Annotated in this window: 14 protein-coding genes; 2 read left to right on the forward strand and 12 right to left on the reverse strand. The window is 56.5% G+C overall.

Annotated features, from left to right (window positions below):
- Window positions 1-2: 2 nt before the first annotated feature.
- From JTM80_RS15435 to rplI, 9 genes are all read right to left on the reverse strand, one after another.
- Window positions 3-1,658 (reverse strand): IS1096 element passenger TnpR family protein, encoded by a 1,656-nt coding sequence (locus tag JTM80_RS15435; RefSeq protein ID WP_172354528.1) that lies wholly within the window; start codon window positions 1,656-1,658, stop codon window positions 3-5.
- A complete protein-coding gene (locus JTM80_RS15440; RefSeq protein WP_172354526.1) occupies window positions 1,600-1,800 on the reverse strand; it encodes a hypothetical protein in 201 nt (66 codons plus the stop codon). The genes JTM80_RS15435 and JTM80_RS15440 overlap by 59 nt, the downstream gene beginning before the upstream one ends.
- Before the next feature lie 172 nt (window positions 1,801-1,972).
- Window positions 1,973-2,203, reverse strand: coding sequence for a preprotein translocase subunit SecG (gene secG / locus JTM80_RS15445; protein WP_172354524.1), 231 nt, complete (start codon window positions 2,201-2,203; stop codon window positions 1,973-1,975).
- A 230-nt stretch (window positions 2,204-2,433) separates the two neighbouring features.
- Window positions 2,434-4,032 carry a 2,3-bisphosphoglycerate-independent phosphoglycerate mutase gene (gpmI, locus tag JTM80_RS15450; protein ID WP_172354522.1) on the reverse strand — a complete coding sequence of 533 codons (1,599 nt, stop codon included), beginning with the start codon at window positions 4,030-4,032 and terminating at the stop codon, window positions 2,434-2,436.
- A gap of 777 nt (window positions 4,033-4,809) precedes the next feature.
- Window positions 4,810-6,522, reverse strand: coding sequence for an ABC-F family ATP-binding cassette domain-containing protein (locus JTM80_RS15455; RefSeq protein WP_205369751.1), 1,713 nt, complete (start codon window positions 6,520-6,522; stop codon window positions 4,810-4,812).
- A gap of 197 nt (window positions 6,523-6,719) precedes the next feature.
- Window positions 6,720-7,322 carry a Uma2 family endonuclease gene (locus tag JTM80_RS15460; protein ID WP_172354518.1) on the reverse strand — a complete coding sequence of 201 codons (603 nt, stop codon included), beginning with the start codon at window positions 7,320-7,322 and terminating at the stop codon, window positions 6,720-6,722.
- 112 nt (window positions 7,323-7,434) lie between these two features.
- Window positions 7,435-7,887 carry a hypothetical protein gene (locus tag JTM80_RS15465; protein WP_172354516.1) on the reverse strand — a complete coding sequence of 151 codons (453 nt, stop codon included), beginning with the start codon at window positions 7,885-7,887 and terminating at the stop codon, window positions 7,435-7,437.
- 139 nt (window positions 7,888-8,026) lie between these two features.
- Entirely contained in the window at window positions 8,027-10,645 is a 2,619-nt protein-coding gene (locus tag JTM80_RS15470; protein ID WP_205369752.1) for a replicative DNA helicase, read from the reverse strand.
- Between the two features lie 369 nt (window positions 10,646-11,014).
- Window positions 11,015-11,485, reverse strand: a complete 471-nt coding sequence (gene rplI, locus JTM80_RS15475) for a 50S ribosomal protein L9 (RefSeq protein WP_172354508.1) — start codon at window positions 11,483-11,485, stop codon at window positions 11,015-11,017.
- A gap of 247 nt (window positions 11,486-11,732) precedes the next feature.
- Between rplI and glyQ the strand changes: the two genes are divergently transcribed.
- Window positions 11,733-12,617, forward strand: a complete 885-nt coding sequence (glyQ, locus tag JTM80_RS15480; RefSeq protein ID WP_205369753.1) for a glycine--tRNA ligase subunit alpha — start codon at window positions 11,733-11,735, stop codon at window positions 12,615-12,617.
- A 22-nt stretch (window positions 12,618-12,639) separates the two neighbouring features.
- On the opposite strand, the gene JTM80_RS15485 is transcribed toward glyQ, so the two are convergent.
- Window positions 12,640-14,112, reverse strand: a complete 1,473-nt coding sequence (locus JTM80_RS15485) for an ATP-dependent DNA helicase RecQ (RefSeq protein ID WP_172354504.1) — start codon at window positions 14,110-14,112, stop codon at window positions 12,640-12,642.
- Between the two features lie 244 nt (window positions 14,113-14,356).
- On the opposite strand from JTM80_RS15485, the gene JTM80_RS15490 reads away from it, so the two are divergent.
- Window positions 14,357-15,526: an alpha/beta hydrolase gene (locus tag JTM80_RS15490; protein ID WP_205369754.1), complete on the forward strand. Its 1,170-nt coding sequence runs from the start codon at window positions 14,357-14,359 to the stop codon at window positions 15,524-15,526.
- A 167-nt stretch (window positions 15,527-15,693) separates the two neighbouring features.
- On the opposite strand, the gene JTM80_RS15495 is transcribed toward JTM80_RS15490, so the two are convergent.
- Window positions 15,694-15,918 (reverse strand): hypothetical protein, encoded by a 225-nt coding sequence (locus JTM80_RS15495; RefSeq protein WP_172354500.1) that lies wholly within the window; start codon window positions 15,916-15,918, stop codon window positions 15,694-15,696.
- 205 nt (window positions 15,919-16,123) lie between these two features.
- Complete coding sequence (gene pruA / locus JTM80_RS15500; protein WP_172354498.1) at window positions 16,124-19,120, reverse strand: L-glutamate gamma-semialdehyde dehydrogenase; 2,997 nt, start codon at window positions 19,118-19,120, stop codon at window positions 16,124-16,126.
- Between the last annotated feature and the right edge of the window lie 394 nt (window positions 19,121-19,514).

Consider the following 19,514-nt stretch of genomic DNA (forward strand, 5'->3'; position numbering starts at 1 on the left):
TTCTATTCGTTTTCCCAGTTGGGAGATTGCTCCGGCGCTTTGCCGTGGCGCTCCAAAATCTTGTTGCTGCCCCGCTTGGGTTTTCCAGGCTGAATTTCCTCAAGCTGCACATTAAACTCCCAGCAGTCGCCAAAGTCGAATAGGTAAGTCATCGACATACCAGGCTGTAAAGGCAGGTCGCCAATCAGCACTTCGTTACTGGCTTTTCTGTCGCGCCAGTCGTTGTAGGGATGATGAATTTCAACCGTGCGACCCATCGCGTCTTTGAAGGAAAATAGATCGAGATGATCCGAGTCGAAATCTACCGACTCTCGAATCAAGCCACCCAATGCCTCTAGAGTAGACTCGCTCGAAATTGACAGTCGCCGCCAGATTTTTCCGAGCGAAACTTTGAAAATGTAGGTTCCAGTTTGATGCGCTAGGGGCTGGAGCGCGGGCAGGTTTTGCTGCCATTCGGGAAAATAGGGCTGAAAGTAGGGCTGAAAATCGCCCCAGGGCAGAGTGAAATCCTCTTCAGACTCCCACTGAAAGTCCTGATCGTGGTAGGCACTGAGCGCCAGAGTGGCGATCGCATCTCCAATCGGCGTAGGTTTCACCTGTTTAACGCGCCAGCCCTTGCCTGCCTCAGGGCGGGGGCAGACCAACTCCACCCAGCCAAACATTTGCATCAGCGTCAGATTGTGAAATCCAGGCCAGTAGCTCAGCCGATCTTGTTCGCTGTAGTTTCGGTAAGTTTTGGGCTGCTTCGACAACTCAGTCCAGGCTTTTAGAACTCGGCTCCCTTCATTCAGCGGATTCCGGTCTTCTCCCAGCAGTTCCAAATCACCCCGGATCAGCCAGGCCTCCAGCAGCGTGAAATATTTCTCGGTGGGGTTAAGCGTTTGCCACGCCGCGTAGAGTTCAGGATTGACCACCAGCTTGGGGGTCTTGCCTGTTTGGCGGATCTGGGTTAGCCCCGTCACCCGCAGCAGTAGATAGAGTCCGTACAGATTGGGGTAGGATTTTTGCTGCGGCCGTTTGAGGTCGATTTGAATCGGCTGGCTCAGCAAAGCGTTCAGATCTTTGAGGGTATTGAGATTAAGCTGTTGACGGGTGCTGCTAAGCGGAATGCCGTCCGCGCCGATTCTTTCCAGCAGCCGATCAAAATCTTGAACAATGGTGCCGGGTGTGGTGGGCGTGATGCGGAGGTCTTGCAGGAGGGCGATCGCCTTTGCCGATAGGGTTACGCCTTGCTCCTGAACTGCATTTTTCAGCGTTTCCTGCTGGAACTGGGTAGCAAAACTCAGCAGCGAATTCAGCGGGTCTGCGGCATCCTCAGCGCCCGCGTCGAGGCTTTCTGATTCCTCAAGAGTTACTACGCCCGTGTCTATGAGGTGTTGGGCGATCGCGCTGATTAACGCCTGCGGGTCGGTCGGCAAATGCTCTAGCCCTGGCACTGGGCCAAGCCCAAGCTGCTGGCTCACCAGCGCCACAAACTCTGGCGGCACGCCCTCTGGCACGGTCATAGGTGAGAGCGCTGCCAAGGGATTCTCGCGAATCTGCTGGTTATATTGCTCCTGATAAGCGGTTATTCCCTCTGGCGCGGTCATATCAAATCCGCTAGCCTGCCCTGACATGAAAAACGACTTGGCAATGCCAAAGTTGCGCGGGTTGTTCATGGGGCTGAGCCTTTAGATACGCCTGTCCTTCGGGAGAGTTTGCAAACGCTTTTACCAGCGCAGGCACATAGTCCGACTCCAGCACGGCGATCGCTTCGTCAAAGTCTTTAATCCGGTCGATCTGGTTAAACTGGAGAGCCATGATCTTCTCCAGGATTGCAATAGGATAGAGCAGACGAGTGGAGATCGCTGATGGAGGGAGGGGAGGGGAAGGGGCGATCGCCCCATTGCTACCGCCCCCTACAAGCGCCCTTTACAGTTGCCAAGCCTGGCTCTGAACCTAGCTCTGAGGCTGACTCTGCCGCTGACAATCCCTACGCCAGCCACTTGGCGCTCAGCACAATCGTCAGCCCAATAAACAAGACCGTCAGCGTCCAGGTAACTCGGTTCAGCGTGGTTTCTGCGCTCTTGGTGCTGGTAAACAGTTGCGCCTGTCCGCCCAGCCCGCCCAGCCCATCACCCTTGGGGCTATGCAGCAGCACCAGCACAATCAGTCCAACGGCAGAAATCGCCCAAATGATTTGAACAATAGAAACGAGGGTCATGAGGGGTTAAAGGTTAGGGATCAGAGGTCAGAGCGAAATTCCAGTCGCCAGAGTGCTGCGGAACTGGAGCTTGCCCGACTTTAAAGATTCGACCAAAAAATCGGTCAAGCTCTATTCTATCGAGAGTTTAGCGCTGTGAGAACGGCCTGCCTCTGAGTAATGCGCTAGGGGCAGGTTAATAGGGGCGATCGCCCAAGAGCCGCACCCTCTCGTCTCCACCCCTACGTCTTCTACAGGGAAACGCGCACTGGGGTTCGGTTCTGGCGCACGTCAAAGCCAGCGGGTTCAATCAGCGACTGACCCGTCATTTCCACAGGCTGGGGAATTCGCAAAATTTCCAGAATGGTCGGCGCAATGTCTGCCAGGATGCCACCGTCGCGCAGCACGACATCGGTGCCGTGACCAGGAATCTTCCGCTTTTCACCCTCGACCAAAATGAAGGGCACCGGATTGGTCGTGTGGGCCGTCCAAGGGTGTCCATCCTCGTCCAGCATGACTTCGGCGTTGCCATGATCGGCGGTGATCAGCGCAGTGCCGCCCGCTCTGCCAATGGCTTCCAGTAGCCGCCCCACGCAGCGATCGACCGTCTCGACCGCCTGAATCGCAGCTTCCATTTTGCCCGTGTGCCCCACCATATCGGGATTGGCGTAGTTAATGACGATCAGCCCATAGATGCCCTTTTCAATGGCAGCGATCGCCTCATCGGTCACGGCTTCGGCCGACATCGTAGGCGCACTGTCGTAGGTGGGCACTTGGGGGCTGGGCACCATCGCCCGGTCTTCGCCCTCAAAGGGTTCCTCAATGCCGCCGTTAAAGAAGTAGGTGACGTGGGCGTACTTCTCGGTTTCTGAGGTGCGAAACTGGCGCAACCCATTGCGAGAAATCACTTCGCCCAGAATGTTGTTGAAATCTTGCGGCAAGAAGGCGACCAGCACCGGGAAGGCGGGGTCGTATTGGGTGAAGGTGACAAACGTCACGTTGGGAATTTGCGTCCGCTCGAACCCGTTGAAGTTGGGATCAACAAAGACCTGAGTCAGTTGACGCGCCCGGTCAGGACGGAAGTTGTAGAAGATGACCCCATCGCCCTCGCTGACGGCTCCGGACGCAATCCGCGTCGGCTTAACAAACTCATCCGTCACGTTTTCGGCGTAGGAGGCTTGCAGCACTTCCAGCGCTGTACGACCATCGCCCTCGCCGTCCTGGGTCATCAGGTCATAGGCGGCCTGGGTGCGCTCCCAGCGGCGATCGCGATCCATGCTGTAGTAGCGCCCGCTGAGGGTGACGATCCGCCCTACCCCAATTTCGTCAATATAGCGCTGGATCGTTTTCAGGGCTGTGAGTCCATCCGTGGGCTTGGTGTCTCGCCCGTCGGTGATGACATGAATGCACACGTCCGAGATATTCTGCTCCTTAGCCAGTTCCAGCAGCCCCGACAGATGGCTGATGTGGGAATGCACGCCACCGTCGGAACATAGACCCACCAGATGCAGCTTGCCACCGCTCTGGCGAACGGCTTCACAGGCCTTGAGCAGGGCAGAGTTGCTGAGAATTGTGCCGTCTTCAACCGCGTCGCTGATGCGGACGAGTTCCTGGGGAACGACGCGCCCCGCGCCAATGTTTAGGTGCCCAACTTCGGAGTTGCCCATTTGCCCTTCGGGCAGCCCGACGCTCTTGCCAGAGGCTTGCAGCAGGGTATGGGGATAGGCCGCCCAGAGGCTATCCATTACGGGCGTTTGGGCAGTGGCGATCGCATTGCCGTCATCGCTGGGACGATAGCCCCACCCATCTAGAATGACCAGTACCACTGGAGAGATTGGCGCTTGTGCCATGAGAATCGCCTGAATGACAACAGATTAGGAACAGTAGATTAGGAACAGTTGGGAACAGAATTCAGCGCTTAAAACAATTGAGTATGTAAATACTTACATGAGTAATGCAAATTTTCCAGCAATAATATCACCCAATTCTTAAAAATCACCTAACTCCATCAGGAAAAAGATTTTTATGGAGCTTATGTAAGGAATTGATTAGTTTTCCTGAGTAATTTCACCCAAGCGGATTACAGATGACTCTATCCTGTCTTGCTGCCAATTAAGACGGGGTTCTCAATTCTCAGCACATCCAGAAAATACTGCAATGCTCAAGTTTTGAAAGGCTGACATGCTCTCTGTATCTAGGACATCAACCCCTAGATCGACTTAAGGACTGGTTAAGAAACCGGCTGTGAACCCTCACGCTTCTCCGCGTGTATGGGGCATTACAAAACTAGCTAAACCGATAAAGTGACACTATCGATCTCGGTTTTGTCCTGGAGATTCTCAGGATCAAGCTGACTTTGATTTTCTGCCACAAAACCGTTGAGCTTCAAGCACAAGAAACTGTTATTCAACCGATTAGCAATCATTAGCAATCATTAGCAATCATTAGCAATCACTGGCAATCAACTGTAGTAATCAACGGTCAATTCGCTACGGATTGCGATCCCCAGTTCGACCAGATTCTTGAATTGCGTCATGTTAATCTCTGATCCCTGTACTGATGCCCTCTATTTCATTTAGGCAGAACGCAACCTCACGACTCGCACCTTTACGGTGGCGATCGCCCGTCTAAGACGATTCTTTTTTGGCTTTCATTTTCTGTTTCTGCTTGTCGCGCTTGGCGGCAGCTTTGGCAGCTTTTTCGGCGGCGATCGCCTCCAACCTAGCGCGTTCTCGCTCCTCCGCGACTTTTTCAAGGTAATAGTGATAATCGCCACGATAGAGCCGCAATTCTCCGTCGCGCACCTCGACAATTTTGGTGGCCACCTGAGAAATAAAGTAGCGGTCATGGGACACCACAATTAGCGTGCCGTCGTAGTTTTGAATCGCCTCCTCCAGCATTTCCTTGGCGGGAATGTCGAGGTGGTTGGTCGGCTCGTCCAAAATCATCAAATTCACCGGGCGCAGCAGCATTTTGGCCAGGGCCAGCCGCGCCTTTTCGCCGCCGCTGAGGGCTTCTACTTTTTTGAACACCATGTCCTGGCTAAACAGAAAACGCCCTAGCAGCGTCCGCACTTCCTCGTTGCTCCAGTCAGGCACTTCGTCGTGGATCGTGTCCATCACGGTTTTGCTGAGATCCAGCGCCTCCGCCTGATTTTGCTCAAAATAGCCAGGGATCACGTTGTGGTCGCCGAGGGACACTTTGCCATCGGTGGGCTGCTCCATGCCCATGATCAGCCGCAGCAGCGTGGACTTGCCGCAGCCGTTGGGGCCGAGAAACGTGATGCGATCGCCCCGTTCGATCAGCAGGTTTGCGCCCAAAAACAGAATCTTGTCTTCGTAGGTGTGGGTCAGTTCTTGAATCATGACCACTTCGCGGCCGCTGCGGGGTGCAGGGGGGAAGCGAAACTGGAGCGTCCGCACGCTGCCCGTCGGCGCATCGATCCGCTCGATTTTTTCAAGCTGTTTTTCGCGGCTCTTGGCCTGGGTGCTGCGGGTGGCGCTGGCGCGAAACCGATCGACGAAGGCCTGCTGTTTCTCCAGTTCCTTCTGCTGCCGCTCGTAGGCAGAAAGCTGCGCCAGTTGGGCTTCTTCCTTTTGCTGGAGATAGGCGGTGTAGTTGCCCAGGTAGGTGGTGGACACGCCGCGCTCGGTTTCGACAATCTGCGTGCAAAGGCGATCGAGAAACTCCCGGTCGTGGGAGACAATTACCATCGGCGTGGTCAGCCCCTTGAGGTAGGTTTCCAGCCACTCGATGGTTTCCAGGTCGAGGTGGTTGGTCGGTTCGTCCAGCAGGAGCAAATCGGGCGATTGCAGCAAGATTTTGCCCAAGCTCATTCGCATCTGCCAGCCGCCGCTGAAGGCGCTGACGGGGCGATCGCCATCTTCGGCAGTGAACCCCATTTCCGGCAGGATTTTTTCAATCTTGGCCTCTAGCCCGTAGCCGTCCATCGCTTCAAACTTGCGCTGGAGCCGATCAAGCTGATGAATCAGGTTGTCCAGTTCCTCTGGCGAGGCGGTCTGCATCTGGTGCTGCACATCGGCCAGCCCCTCGTGAATCTGGTTCACTTCGGCAAAGGCCCGCCAAAACTCGTCGCGCACCGTGCGGCTGGGATCGACCTCAAATTCTTGCGTCAGGTAGGCTATGTGCAGACTGGCAGGGCGGATAATTTCCCCCGTCGTTGGCTCCATTTCGCCCGCGATGATCTTGAGCTGGGTCGATTTGCCCGCGCCGTTGACCCCTACCAAACCGACGCGATCGCCCGGTTTCACCTCCCAGTTGATATCCTTCAGAACTTCGCCCGTAGGATAGATTTTGCTGATGTGTTCTAAACGCAGCATGGGTGACCTTGTGATAGGAGCGCGATGAACCTGGCCAACACTCATCCGTTACAGTCGGTCATGAATTCGTGTGAAGCTCTCCATAATCTTAAGCATTTTTTAAGCATTATGGTTCGCTCTGCCTAAAAGGTTGGAGCAACGCTCAGAGAGCCGTCCTGAGAAAGATGCGAGAGAGATGCAGCCGTGGCGCTTGCCCGTCACCAAATCTTTTCGAGACGCAGCGCAAACCCCGGCAGCACAGGGTCACCCCTGAGCGTTTCTGGATTTTCCAAGACCTGTACCGGGCGATCGCGCTGATACACATACACCGTGCGGCCAGGGCGATCGATCAGCCAGCCTAGGCTTGCGCCGTTGTCGAGATACTCCTGCATCTTGTCTTGCAGCAGGTTGAGGCGATCGCTCGCAGACCGCAACTCCACCACAAAATCCGGGCAAATCGGAGCAAAGGAGGCCTGTTGTTCATCCCTCAGCGCGTTCCAGCGCTCCAGCCGAATCCACGCCGCATCGGGCGATCGAATAGCCCCATTGGGCAGCGTAAACCCCGTGCTGGAATCAAAGCCAATCCCCGTAGCATCTTCCTCTGCCCACAGGCCTAACTGCACGGTTAGGTTAAAGTTTCGGTTTCCACTATCAGAAAAGGTAGGGGGCATAATCATTACGACTCCGGTGGCGCTGCGCTCGATTCGCAAGTCGGGGTTAGCACGGCATAGCTCGTGAAACTGCTCCAGACCTAGCGACATCTGAGCAGGCAACTCCACGGTCAGCGGTGTCAGTTCAGCGTGAATGCGGAGCGTCGTCATAGGGTACTCATGGAGTGCTCATGGGGTTCGGCGGAAAGCGGACGGTTGAGGCCATTGTAGTGCGACTGTAGTGCGACCCTGACAGGGACAAAGATCTGACAGGGACAAACGCCTAGACGTGGTTTGCTTCTGAGCCAGCTTCCGCAACCAGGGTTTTCAGTTCCACCAGCAATTGCTCCTCTTCGCGGCGCAGGTCGTCCAACCGGGTGAGAATCTGGTCAAGCCGCTGGGTGGGGTTGTCTGAGTCAGTTTTGTGGGGGTGTCGGGTCGAGGATTGTGACAGGCGCTTTGCAAGCTGGAAGCCGCCGCCAAAAATGAACGCAAATAGCCATAGCGGCACCTGAAATAGCCGCAGCCAGAGGTTTTCCGTGAGCCGCCCAATTGCGCCGAAGAGACCTACCAGCAGCGCGATCGCCCCTACTATCAGCCCCAAAGCCCAGAGGGGATGCACCACTAGCCATTGCGCGATCGGGTGGGCGGCCAGCCAGGTTTGTAGCGGCGTGCTGAGGGACTCTAGGAGGCGATCGCCCAGTCCATCCAGCAGAGATTGTCCAAACGGGTTCATGAGAAATTAGGGGGAGAGATCCAGACAGCGCAGGCGGCAAACGGCATCGCAAAAGACACCTGCATAACGTGCATAATCAGAGTCTTCACGATAACCGCAAATTTCTAACCCCTGACCCCACAGCCCAAAATCCCCCAGCCTAACCCCGTCCCGGCGCAGCCAGGTTGCGGAAGCGGGTAAACTGTGGCTCAAACAGCAGCTTCACTGTGCCCACCGGGCCGTTACGATGCTTGGTGATGATAATTTCGGAAATGCCGCGATCGGGGGTGTCGGGATTATAGTATTCGTCGCGATACAGCATGATGATCAGGTCAGCATCCTGCTCAATTGCGCCAGAATTATGAGAGACCAACCCATCTGCCATCCAAGAAGCAGGGCCAGGAACGGTCAGATCGTAAACCATCTCCTCTCCATCTGGCTCAATAGACGTTATCGCATCCCAAAATAAATCGGCAGTTGCAATTTCCTTGAGCGCCGTGTTGTTCAAAATGTCGGCATAGCTTAAAACCACATCGCGAGTGGGGGAAAACTTGAAGTGCGCGGAGCCACCATAGGGTGTTCCTCTCAGGGATGCCATCTGGCGTTGAGAAATACCCTGATCTTTCATGTCTTGCTTAATCTGTTCAAAAACCTGTGCTGGCAGCGTATCTCTGTTAGGATTCGCTTTGCCTCGATGCGCCAGTTCTCGCATCACCACGGCCGCTGGTTCGACCCTAGGCCCAAACGCACCTACAGTTTCTAGAAACTTAAGTTGTTGAGTTTTACCGTAAATCTGAACGTTATAGCAGTTGGATTTTGTCCAACGGATTTGGCTAAAAATTCCTAGCCGCAGCAGGAGAGCCGCCACGTCTCGGGCCAACCCTTCGCTTACCGTTGCAAAGAAAATGGTGGCCTTGTACTTACGTCCATCAGGACTTAAAGAACTGCTGATGCAGCCATCAGTTGCCCAGAGATGGCGCAAAAACAGCGCAATTTGCTCATCAGGAAGTTGAAAAATCGCCTGAGGAATCCGCTTGCTTGCTGAGCGCTGCCCAAAAATTCCTAAGGCTTTTAGCCACTGCCCCATCCCCTCTGGATGCCAGCGATTGCCATTGCCTGAAATGACAAGCTGATGCCAATTTCCCCGCCCTGGATGGCGATTGACCTGACAGCCAAACGATTCGGCGGCAGCTTTTACAATTGCTGAGTTTTCTTCTGAGCCTGTTGTGTAGCGCAAGGGCTGATGGGAAACGTAGCTACCGTCTCCAATCAAATGGGCCAGTAAGACCACCTGGAGATCTGGCCAGGCGATCGCCGCTTGAGTCAGACGGGGCATATGGTTTGCAAGTGCGAGGCGATCGCCCACCCGCAAATCCTGAAGCTGTTGCCAGCCATCAAATGTGTAAAGCCTGTGCTTACCAGTTGCTCTAATCGTTCTACCCGTTGCAGTCGTCAGTTTGAAGACGGGCTTAACCCCAACTTCCCAGACTAAATCTGCCTTAGCAGCCACTAGGCGACCCCGGTCACCGAGACTAATCACCTTTGGGGTTTGACCGACCAACTCCCGGATCGGGATGCGGCGACCATCCGCCAGCCACACCAGCGTTTCGCCCGTTACGCATTCCCGCAAATCGCTCATCATCGGGCGCTTGTTGGTGCGCGATTCCACTCCCCGACTCAACTGCGATAGCGCGATCACGGGCACGCTCAATTCCCGCGCCAAACCCTTCAGCGCCCGCGTCACGCGAGAGAGTTCCTGCACGCGGTTTTCGCTGCCGCTGCCCTCCATCAGTTGCAGATAGTCAATCAGCACTAGCCCCAGCGCCCCGCCCTGTTCTGCCTGGAGCCGCCGCACCTTCGAGCGCATCTCGGTGACGGAAATATCGGGCGTGTCGTCGATGAAAATCGGCATCTGGGAGAGGGCACTAATCGCGTAGCCCAGTGGCTCCCATTCATCTTGGCTGACCCGCCCTGCCCGCAGCCGTCCGCTCTCGATCTGCGCTTCGCTCGATAGCAGGCGATAAACCAACTGCTCTTTCGACATTTCCAGGCTAAAAATGGCAACGGGCAGCTTGTGAAAGGCGGCAATATTGCGGGCAATGTTGAGACAAAAGCTGGTTTTGCCCATGGCCGGCCGTCCCGCAGCGATGATCAGGTCTGACCGCTGAAAGCCCTGGGTCATCGCATCCAGGTCATAGAAGCCGCAGGAAATCCCCGGCAGCACCAGCCCCAGGGAGCGACTTTCGATGTCGGAAAAGGTCGCCGTGAGGATATCGGAGGTGGCCGTGAGGCTCTGGTTGGGGCGGGATTGCGTAATGTTGAAAATCTTTTGTTCAGCCTGGTCTAGCACCTGCTCTAGGGGGGTGCTGGTTTCGTAGCCCAGATAGGCGACCTCGTTGCCGGCCTGAATCATCCGGCGGCGCAGGTATTTATCCATCACGAGGTGGGCGTATTGGTCGATGTTGACAGCGCTGACAGTGCGATCCACCAGTTGGGCAATGCGGCTCTGCCCGCCGATTTTGTCGAGCTTGTTGTGGTCGTTGAGGTAGCTAGTGACGCTCATCAGGTCGGTGGGTCGTCCTTCGCTCTGGAGCGCCAGCGCGGCGCGATAGATTTCCTGGTGGGCGGAAATGTAGAAGGCTTCGGGGCGCAGCAACTCCGCGACGCGACCCAGCGCCTCCGGGTCGAGCAAGATGCCGCCTAGAATGGCTTCCTCTGCGTCAATGTTTTGCGGGGGGAGGCGATCGCTGTAGGCTTGAAAGTTCAGTTCTTGAACCATAGGGCAGGGCAGCAGGAGCAGGGCAGCAAGCAGAGCGACGAGAACAGGGTTGCAGAAACGAGTTTGGAGTAATCCCTTGAGATCCTACCTGTAGGAGGTGGTGCAGGAGGTGATCGCTATTGTACCCCTATAGATAGAGTCGGCAAGGGGGCGATCGCCAAAAAACGGGCTAGATTTGGGGTTGGATTCGGGACCGGATCTGGGTTTGATTGGGGCGGTTTCCTGCGGCGATCTCCGCTAATCTAGCGAATGCTTCGTCGCAGCGCCCTAGGCAGAGAATTCACAGGAAACGGATCAAAAAATCAAAAAAATACTCTGCGACTATTCTCGCAGAGTACTCATGTACTGTCCGATGACTGATCCAAATCTTTACGCCTCTGCGTCCGCAGGCACCACCTCAATGTCTACCGTAGCGGTCACTTCAGGATGCAGCTTGATATCTACCTTGTAGGTGCCCAGCTTGCGGACTTCGGGCACCGTAATGCCGCGCCGATCCACTTCTTGACCGATCGCCGCTTGCAGCACCTCTGCCACTTCCCGATCCGTCACCGAGCCGAAAATTGCGTCCTTTTCTCCGACCTGCTTGGCGATCGCCAGGCCAGACAACTGCTCCAGCTTGGCTTTGATCACATCCGCCTCTTTCTTTAGCTCGATCAGGCGCTGACGCTCCAATTCGCGCCGCCGCTCCACCTGCTTCAAAATGCCAGGGGTCGTATGCACGGCCAATCCTTGCGGCAGCAGGTAATTGCGGGCGTAGCCAGGAGCCACCTCTACCAAATCGCCCGCCTTGCCCAGCTTGCTTACATCTTGATTAAGAACCAACTGAATCCGTTTCGCCATGAGCCTTCCCAAATAGTCCAGCCTGCTATTGTACCGAAATGTCGGGAGGAGTGTAAAGGAAGAAAGAAGAGAGAAAAAGGAAGAGAGAAGAATGGAGAGCGAAGAGGTTCTGTTTTCCTTTTTTCGTTCTTCCTTTTTCGTTCTTCCTTTTTCGTCCCTCCCCTTCTCTCCCTGTCCCTCCGTCCCTCCATCCACGCGCTCTCTAGGTAGTAGAATCTGAATCGACCCGTTACCCGACGCTGGACTTGTGAACTTTCAGTCTGTTATTGCCACGCTGCATCAGTTTTGGAGCGATCGCGGCTGTTTGATTGTGCAACCCTACGACACCGAAAAGGGCGCAGGCACCAAAAGCCCCCACACGTTCTTGAGGGCGATCGGGCCAGAGCCGTGGTCGGTTGCCTATGTGGAACCCTGCCGCCGGCCAGGAGACGGACGCTACGGCGAAAACCCCAACCGCGTGCAGCACTATTACCAGTATCAAGTGTTGATCAAGCCCTCGCCCAATAACATTCTGGACGTTTATCTCGAATCGCTGCGATCGCTCGGCATTCAGCCCGAAGACCACGACATCCGCTTTGTGGAAGACAACTGGGAAGATGCCGCCGTCGGCGCGTGGGGCGTGGGCTGGGAAGTGTGGCTAGACGGCATGGAAGTCACGCAGTTCACCTACTTTCAGCAGTGCGGCGGCATCGACTGCCATCCCGTGTCGGTCGAGATTACCTACGGGCTAGAGCGGTTGACCATGTACCTCCAGGGGGTCAACTCAATTTTCGATATCCGCTGGAACGACACGCTGACCTACGGCGATGTGCATCTCCAGGGCGAAATCGAAAACTCCACCTACAACTTTGAAGCGTCTAATCCCGATCTGCTGTTCAGCCTGTTTACTCAGTTTGAGCAAGAGGCCACTCGGCTGATGGAAAAGGAACTGGTGCTGCCTGCCTTTGACTATGTGCTGAAATGCTCCCACACGTTTAACCTGCTGGATGCGCGGGGCGTGATTTCTGTCACCGAACGGCAGCGATATATCCTCAAAATTCGCGGGCTGGCGCGGCAGGTCGCCCAGCTTTATCTAAAACAGCGGGAGGCACTGGGCTTTCCCCTCCTGAAGCAAGACCCCTGTCCCGTGTGATGCCCATTGCCAAAGATTCAGTTCATGATGGTGCTGATGCGCCAGCCCGACAGCGATCGCACGTTTGGCAGCGCAGCCCCTCTGCTTCCTTTGCAAAGCCAAAGCTCCGCAGCAGCCGCCGCCAGCGACACTCGCGGGTATAGAGATAGTCCTGCATTTGGCGGATGGCGGGGTCTGCCTGGAAGGGCTGCGGTGTCGCACCAGGCAAGATGCGGTAGTGAAACGGATCGTCCCAAACAAGCTGACCGTTGCGGTGGAGCAGGGCCAGGGCGATCGCCCCATCGGGAAACTGGCGGGCCACCTCGGCCACGGGCCCTGCTTTGGGCAGCTTGCGGATCAGCGATTGGGCAGTTTGGTGCTGCGATCGCGCTTTTTCGGTAAAAAACTGCTGCCGCTGGCGATCGTCTGGGTTTAGCCAACCGGGGCGATCGCTCACCAGCGTCAGCGCCTCGGCGGGTTGACCGTCGCGTCCTGCCCGCCCCACCTCCTGCACATACTCGCTCAGCAACAGGGGTGCGTGATAGTGCAGCACCCAGCGGACGTGGGGATGGTTAATGCCCATGCCGAACGCGCTTGTGCAAACCACAAACGGCATTTCTCCACCCAGCCACGCCTGCTCAATCCGTCGCCGCTGAGCCGGAGCCAGTCCCGCATGGTAGGCCGCCGTGGGAAAGCCTTCCTGGGTCAGCCAGTCCGCCAGTTCTTCGCCTTCCCGGCGCGATCGCACGTAGACCAGCCCAGCCTTGCCCCGCCGCGCCCGAATAAATCGCCAGAGCGATCGCCTGCGCCCGCGTGGACTCCACACGGTTTGCACCGACAGCGCCAGGTTTGCCCGGTAGGGATTTTGCAGAAAGACCTGCGGCTGTTGTAGCCCCAACACCTCTTGGATGGTGCGCTGGGCGGAGGGGTCGGCGGTGGCGGTAAACGCGGCGATCGCCAGGGAGGTTCCTGCGGGTTTGTGGGCCAGTAGCGCTGGACGCACCGCTCCCAGCCGCCGATAGGCCGGTCGAAACGAGTCGCCCCACTGCACCAGACAGTGCGCCTCATCCAAAATCAGCCCGCGAAGCTGCACCTGCGGCTGGCTCAGCAGCTTCCATACGGAGGCACTCAGCAGCGTCTCCGGCGACAGATACAAGAGTCGCAGCCGCCCGCGCTCCAACTGCCACAGTGTTTGCTGGCGCTGGCGGGGCGGCAGTTCGCTATGCAGCAGGGCTGCGGGCAGCCGCTTTTGGCGTAATTCCTGCACCTGGTTTTCCATCAGCGCCACCAGCGGCGACACCACCAGCGTCAACCCCGCTTGCAGCAGGGCCGGAAGCTGGAAGCAAATCGACTTGCCACCCCCCGTCGGCATCACCACCAGCGCATCCTGCCCCAACAAGAGCGATCGCACGATGTCGTCCTGCGGGGGGCGAAAGTCCTCATAGCCCCAAACTTGCTGAAACGTTGCCCGGACACGCGCCCACTCTGGCGCAGAAACAGGGTCGGTCAGATGCATCGCCAATGGGAAAGCAAAAGAACTGCCTTCAGGATTCCCAGATTGAGTCAGAATGTCGCGATGGGAGCCTCGCCTGAAGCCTCTAAGCCACATCCCCCCTGCCCCCTTGGAGAGTCAACCCATTTGCTTGCAACTGGCAGGGCGACGATAATAAGAGCGGCTCAACGGCTCACATCGACGGCTCACATCCACGACTCACATCGACGACTGACAGAAGGTTGGATACCCCAAGCCCTTTCCCAATATGCAAACAGCCCCCACCCCCACAGCCGCCCAGATTGATCAAGCCAGAGAGGCGATCGCCGCCTACGTCCGCAAAATCGAGTCCAGTCCCGATCGCCGCGAGGGAGCCTATCCCTATTGCCTGTTTCACGAGGCAGGACAACCGATTCGCGGCACGGTGATGATGTTTCATGGGTTCAGCGCCAAGCCGCACCAGATGTGGCGACTGGCAGACTACCTGTTTCGTAATGGGTTAAATGTCTACCAATGCACCCTTGCTGGCCATGCCTTCGTCAACCCCGACAAAAACTGGTGTCAGGTGGATCTCAAACCCGAAATTGCCATTCCCCTCAAAGAAAAAGTGGCTGCCGACCCCGTGCTGCAAGCATCGCTGGCCAACCTGACGAATCCCGAAGCGGCTGGCGACCTGCCCCGGCCCAGCTATTTGCAGCGGATGGCGCTGATTGCTCGATTGCTGCGGATAGAGCCGCGCCTGCTGGACATTCTAAAGGCAATCGATCGCCCGAATGATCCCGACTTTGACCGCTATTTTATCTCATCGCATCTGCACTATCTTACCGATGCCCGCGATCGCCTGCGGGAACTGGACTCTCTGCCAGGGCCCATCTTCACCGTGGGCCTGTCCGTAGGGGGCGCAGTGGCGCTGGCGCTGGCCGCCGACCAACCCGACCGAATTGCGCGAGTGGTTGCCTATGCGCCCCTGCTAGAAATCTACGGCGAAGAGCGGCGCAAGTATGTGGAACTGGCGGGTCCGCTGGATATTCGCGAACTGGGCTGGGACCCTGCGCTACGGTTTCCGGTGGGGGCGCTGACGGCAAATGCCCGCTTTGGCAAAGCCTACGTGCAGCAAAATGTTCGCAGCATTTCCCGCACGCCTGTCTTCATGGTGCTAACGGAAAACGAAGACGCAGCCGACATTGATACGAACCGCAAGTTTTATCAAAACCTGGGGGGCGATCGCCAGGGGCATCGCTTTTATCAATATCCGCAGGAAGACCTCGTGCCTCACCCCATGATAGACCCCATCGAAGTTAGCCAGGGCATGAGCAACCGCTTTTGGCAGAGCCTTTATCAAGAAACCTTCCGGTTCTTAACCACGGGCGAAATTGATCCCAGCAACCTCCGAAGCATTGATCAAGACGCTACCTTACCCGCCGTGCCCCCGGTCTAAATCGCAGCCAGGACAAGCATGGTTGGCACGCGGAATCTGCTCTGACGGTTTTGGTATAACCAGGGTATGACCGTCAACACACACCCCCTTGCGACACGGTTGCTATGAAAACTGCCATTTCGCTACCCGATTCCGTCTTTGAAAACGCAGAGAGAGTTGCTGAACAGCTAAGACTGTTTTTTGATAGGAGAGCTAGATGAAGCTAACGGTTCATTAAGGACATCAAAAAGGACATCAAAATCATTGCGAATTTGCCGCAGTTCCTCCTGTTCTCTAGGTGTAATAGGTTCCAGCACCAGAAATGGCTCGAAGGAAGGGGCATAGCCTCGCTGAAACCCAAGACGCTTGTGGACATCTGCAATGGAGAGTTGCTTGGTCTGAAAAATGGTCATGGTTTTAGAGCTAATTTGTAAAGGAGCCTGAAAGCCTTGTTAATCAAGGATTTCCGAGAAACCGCTTTTCCTGGGCAAACATGACCTCAAAGCCACACATGCCAAGAGTTTCAGGCTTCTTAAGATTTGCTTCATAAATTAGCTCTTATAGATAGATAAAAGAACTGCCGGAATATGGTGGCATATCCCGGCAATGAGGAGACTGCTACTGTTCTGCACCCTCGATCGGGGCAAAGCCTTGCCGCTGGATGTTCTCGCTGATGTGGCGTGGCTCTAGGAATTGCAGCAGGTAGTCTGGGCCGCCAGCTTTGGAGCCAACGCCAGAGAGCTTGAAGCCGCCGAAGGGCTGCCGCGCCACGATTGCCCCCGTGATGTGGCGATTGATGTACAGGTTGCCCACTTCAAACTCCGCCTTGGCGCGATCGAGGTGGGAGGGCGTGCGCGAGTAGATGCCGCCCGTCAGCGCGTAGAGCGTGCCATTGGCAATGTCCATCGCTTCATCAAACGTCGTCGCCTTGATCACCGCCAGCACCGGGCCAAAGATTTCCTCCTGGGCAATCTTGGCGTTGGGCGACACGTTGGTAAAGATCGTCGGCCCGACGAAATAGCCATTGTCGGGCGCGGGCATTTCCAGCGCCAGGGTTGCTTCTTCCTTCCCCTTTTCAATGTAGGCTTTGATGCGATTTTGGGCCTGCGCGTCGATCACGGGGCCAACCTTGGTGTCGGGTGATTCTGCGATGCCGACGTGCAATGATTTTGCTGCTTCGATGAGTCGGTTTACGAACGTGTCGTAGATGGGTTCCAGCACGATGACGCGAGAGCAGGCGGAACACTTCTGACCGCTATAGCCGAATGCAGAATAGACCACGCCCTGCACAGCCTGATCCAGGTCAGCGCTTTCGTCTACGATAATCGCATTCTTGCCGCCCATTTCGGCCACCACGCGCTTGAGATGGCGCTGGCCTGGTTTCAGGATAGCGGCTTCTGCGTAAATGCGACAGCCCACTTCTTGGGAACCCGTGAAGGTAATCATGTGAACATCGGGATGTTTGACTAAGTGTGCGCCCACGGTGGAACCTTTGCTGGGAATGTATTGGAACACGCCAGCGGGAACGCCTGCCTCAATCAAAATTTCCGCTAGCTTGGCCGCAATCACAGACGATGTTTCCGCAGGCTTGAGCAATGTGCAGTTGCCCGCGACGAGGGAGGCAACCGTCATACCCGTGGGAATGGCCAGCGGAAAGTTCCACGGCGAGATGATCAGCGAAATGCCGCGTGGCTGGTAATGGTAGCGGTTGGTTTCGCCCACCACGTCGAAGTTTACGCCTGCGTCTAGCCGCTCCATCTCGTCGGCATAGTAGCGGCAAAAGTCGATCGCCTCCGAAACTTCTGGGTCTGCCTGGCCCAGCACCTTGCCCGTTTCCAGCACCATCCAGGCGCAGAGTTCGGCGCGGCGCTGTTCCATCAGATCTGCGGCACGGCGGAGAATGGCGGCGCGTTCTGTCGCGGGCGTATTCTTCCAGGCAGGGAAGGCGGCCTTGGCTGCGGCGATCGCCCCCTCTGCCTGCTCAATGCTCAGCAGCCCTACCTTGCCCACCACTTCTGACGGATTTGACGGGTTCACCGACTCGATCACCTCCAGCGTATTCACCCGCTGCCCATTCACCAGCGGCAGATAGGTTTGCCCCAACTGCTGACGCACGGTTTGGATAGCAGCGAGAGCGCGATCGCGCTTTGCGGCAATCGAAAAGTCCGTATCTGGGGCGTTGGCGAAGGCGTGGGAGGTGGGTGGGCGGCTGGGCTGATGCGCCTCCTGTCCCCTTTGATCTCGCATTTGCGGAATGGCCAATAGCTCCTCCACCGGGCGCTCCTCCAGGTTTTGGCGCAGGAAGGAGGTGTTGGCAGTATTTTCCAGCAGGCGGCGAATCAGGTAGGCCATGCCGGGAATCAGGTCGCCGTAGGGACAATAGACCCGGACGCGATGCCCCTGGTTCACCATTGCCTTGGCCAGCTTGTCGCCCATGCCGTAAAGCACCTGAAACTCGATGCGGCGGCGGGGAATGTTGAGTTCCTGGGCGATCGCCATTGCGTGGGCCTGCGATCGCACGTTGTGGCTCCCGATGGCAGCGTAGAGGGACTCGTGATTTTCCAGCAGCAGGCGCGTCAGTTTCTCGAAGTTGGCATCGGTCGATTCCTTATGCTGAAACACGGGCACATCCCACCCATGCTGGGCGGCTTTGATAGTTTCCTGATCCCAATAGGCCCCTTTCACCAGGCGGATGGTGATTGGCGTGCCGCGTTCTTTCGCCCACTCAATCAGCCCCTTCAGGTCGGCTTCGGTGTCCTTCAGGTAGGCTTGGAGCGTCACGCCGATGTCGCTGCGGCTGCGAAACTCCTCCTCCATCAAAATTTGCTTGAGGATGGAAATCGTCAGGTCTTTGTAAGCGTATTGCTCCATGTCGAAATGGACGGCAGCACCGAGTTCCTTTGCGCGGCGCAGCAGGATACGAGCGCGATCGCTCACCTGTTCCTGGCTGCCCTTTGCGTCCAGCGGGTCAAACTGCGAATAAAACGCCGTCAGCTTTACCGACACCTGCACCTTCGGCAGGGGTTCGCCATCGGCTTCGTCGATTTGCGGAATCGTGGGCCAGGACTGGGATGCCGCCGCCAGTTCCGTCATCAGTTCCAGGTAGCGATCGAGGTATGATTGCGCTTCGACCTCCGTGATCACCGCTTCGCCCAGCAGATCTACGGTAAAGCACATTTTTTCTTTGCGAAGCTGCTCCAGGGTTTTGATCACCTGTTTAATGGTTTCGCCAGAAATGTACTTGTGGGCAAGGGTTTCAACGGCGGTGGAAACGGTCGTCGCGGCCACCTGGCCAGGCATCGAATCGGGGCTGGCAAAGTTCAGCATTCCCTTCAGCGCGGCGGGCAGTTCCACATTTTCCTTGCTGAGATATTCCTGGAGATGGCGGGCAATTTCGGGTTTGCTTTGCAGGGCGGGCAGCGCGTCGATGAAGTGAAACAACTGCACCCGCAGCCCTGGGTTGCCCATCGTCCAGCCCAGCAGTTTTTCGCTCATGTTCATCTGGTCGCGCATCTGGGCAAAAAAGGAGCGGTTTTCCCGCGTGGCGCTGAGCAGTTGGCGGGCGATCGCCTGGGTCTTGGATTCGTATTGGGTTTGGGCAATATTGCTTACCACAGGTAAACACTCCTAATAAGTTTGGTGTGAAGGCGGTGTGTCGCTCTAAGAAACCCCTCATCCCCCAGCCCCTTCTTCCAAGCGGGGAGGAGGGGAGCCGTCCGGTTCGGAAGTTCCTCTCCCGCCTTGGGAAAGGGATTTAGGGTGAGGGCAGTTAGGTAAAGCTACACATCAAGAATTTGAGGGTCAGACGGGGGCTTCGGACGTTGCTATCTTTCCATTGTCTGATCCGGGGATCAAACCGGGGGAGGGCCTTAAATTAAGGTAACGACTTTGGGGCAGGACAAACGCGAACAGAGCCAGAATGCCTGTTGATTTTGTTAGGTGATCTTCAAAAGCACTGGAAAAAACTGGGGGCGATCGCCCTTCCCTCTACCCCGCCTGCCCTTATGGT

This window comes from Thermoleptolyngbya sp. PKUAC-SCTB121, assembly GCF_016919485.1.
GTDB lineage: Bacteria > Cyanobacteriota > Cyanobacteriia > Elainellales > Elainellaceae > Thermoleptolyngbya > Thermoleptolyngbya sichuanensis.

Bases quoted from the DNA above. Each gene is read 5' to 3' on its own strand.
- JTM80_RS15490 (WP_205369754.1), top strand. From the start codon at position 14,357: ATGCAAACAGCCCCCACCCCCACAGCCGCCCAGATTGATCAAGCCAGA.
- JTM80_RS15485 (WP_172354504.1), bottom strand. From the start codon at position 14,112: ATGCATCTGACCGACCCTGTTTCTGCGCCAGAGTGGGCGCGTGTCCGG.
- JTM80_RS15460 (WP_172354518.1), bottom strand. From the start codon at position 7,322: ATGACGACGCTCCGCATTCACGCTGAACTGACACCGCTGACCGTGGAG.
- JTM80_RS15465 (WP_172354516.1), bottom strand. From the start codon at position 7,887: ATGAACCCGTTTGGACAATCTCTGCTGGATGGACTGGGCGATCGCCTC.
- JTM80_RS15455 (WP_205369751.1), bottom strand. From the start codon at position 6,522: ATGCTGCGTTTAGAACACATCAGCAAAATCTATCCTACGGGCGAAGTT.
- JTM80_RS15470 (WP_205369752.1), bottom strand. From the start codon at position 10,645: ATGGTTCAAGAACTGAACTTTCAAGCCTACAGCGATCGCCTCCCCCCG.
- rplI (WP_172354508.1), bottom strand. From the start codon at position 11,485: ATGGCGAAACGGATTCAGTTGGTTCTTAATCAAGATGTAAGCAAGCTG.
- JTM80_RS15435 (WP_172354528.1), bottom strand. From the start codon at position 1,658: ATGAACAACCCGCGCAACTTTGGCATTGCCAAGTCGTTTTTCATGTCA.
- secG (WP_172354524.1), bottom strand. From the start codon at position 2,203: ATGACCCTCGTTTCTATTGTTCAAATCATTTGGGCGATTTCTGCCGTT.
- JTM80_RS15495 (WP_172354500.1), bottom strand. From the start codon at position 15,918: ATGACCATTTTTCAGACCAAGCAACTCTCCATTGCAGATGTCCACAAG.
- JTM80_RS15440 (WP_172354526.1), bottom strand. From the start codon at position 1,800: ATGGCTCTCCAGTTTAACCAGATCGACCGGATTAAAGACTTTGACGAA.
- gpmI (WP_172354522.1), bottom strand. From the start codon at position 4,032: ATGGCACAAGCGCCAATCTCTCCAGTGGTACTGGTCATTCTAGATGGG.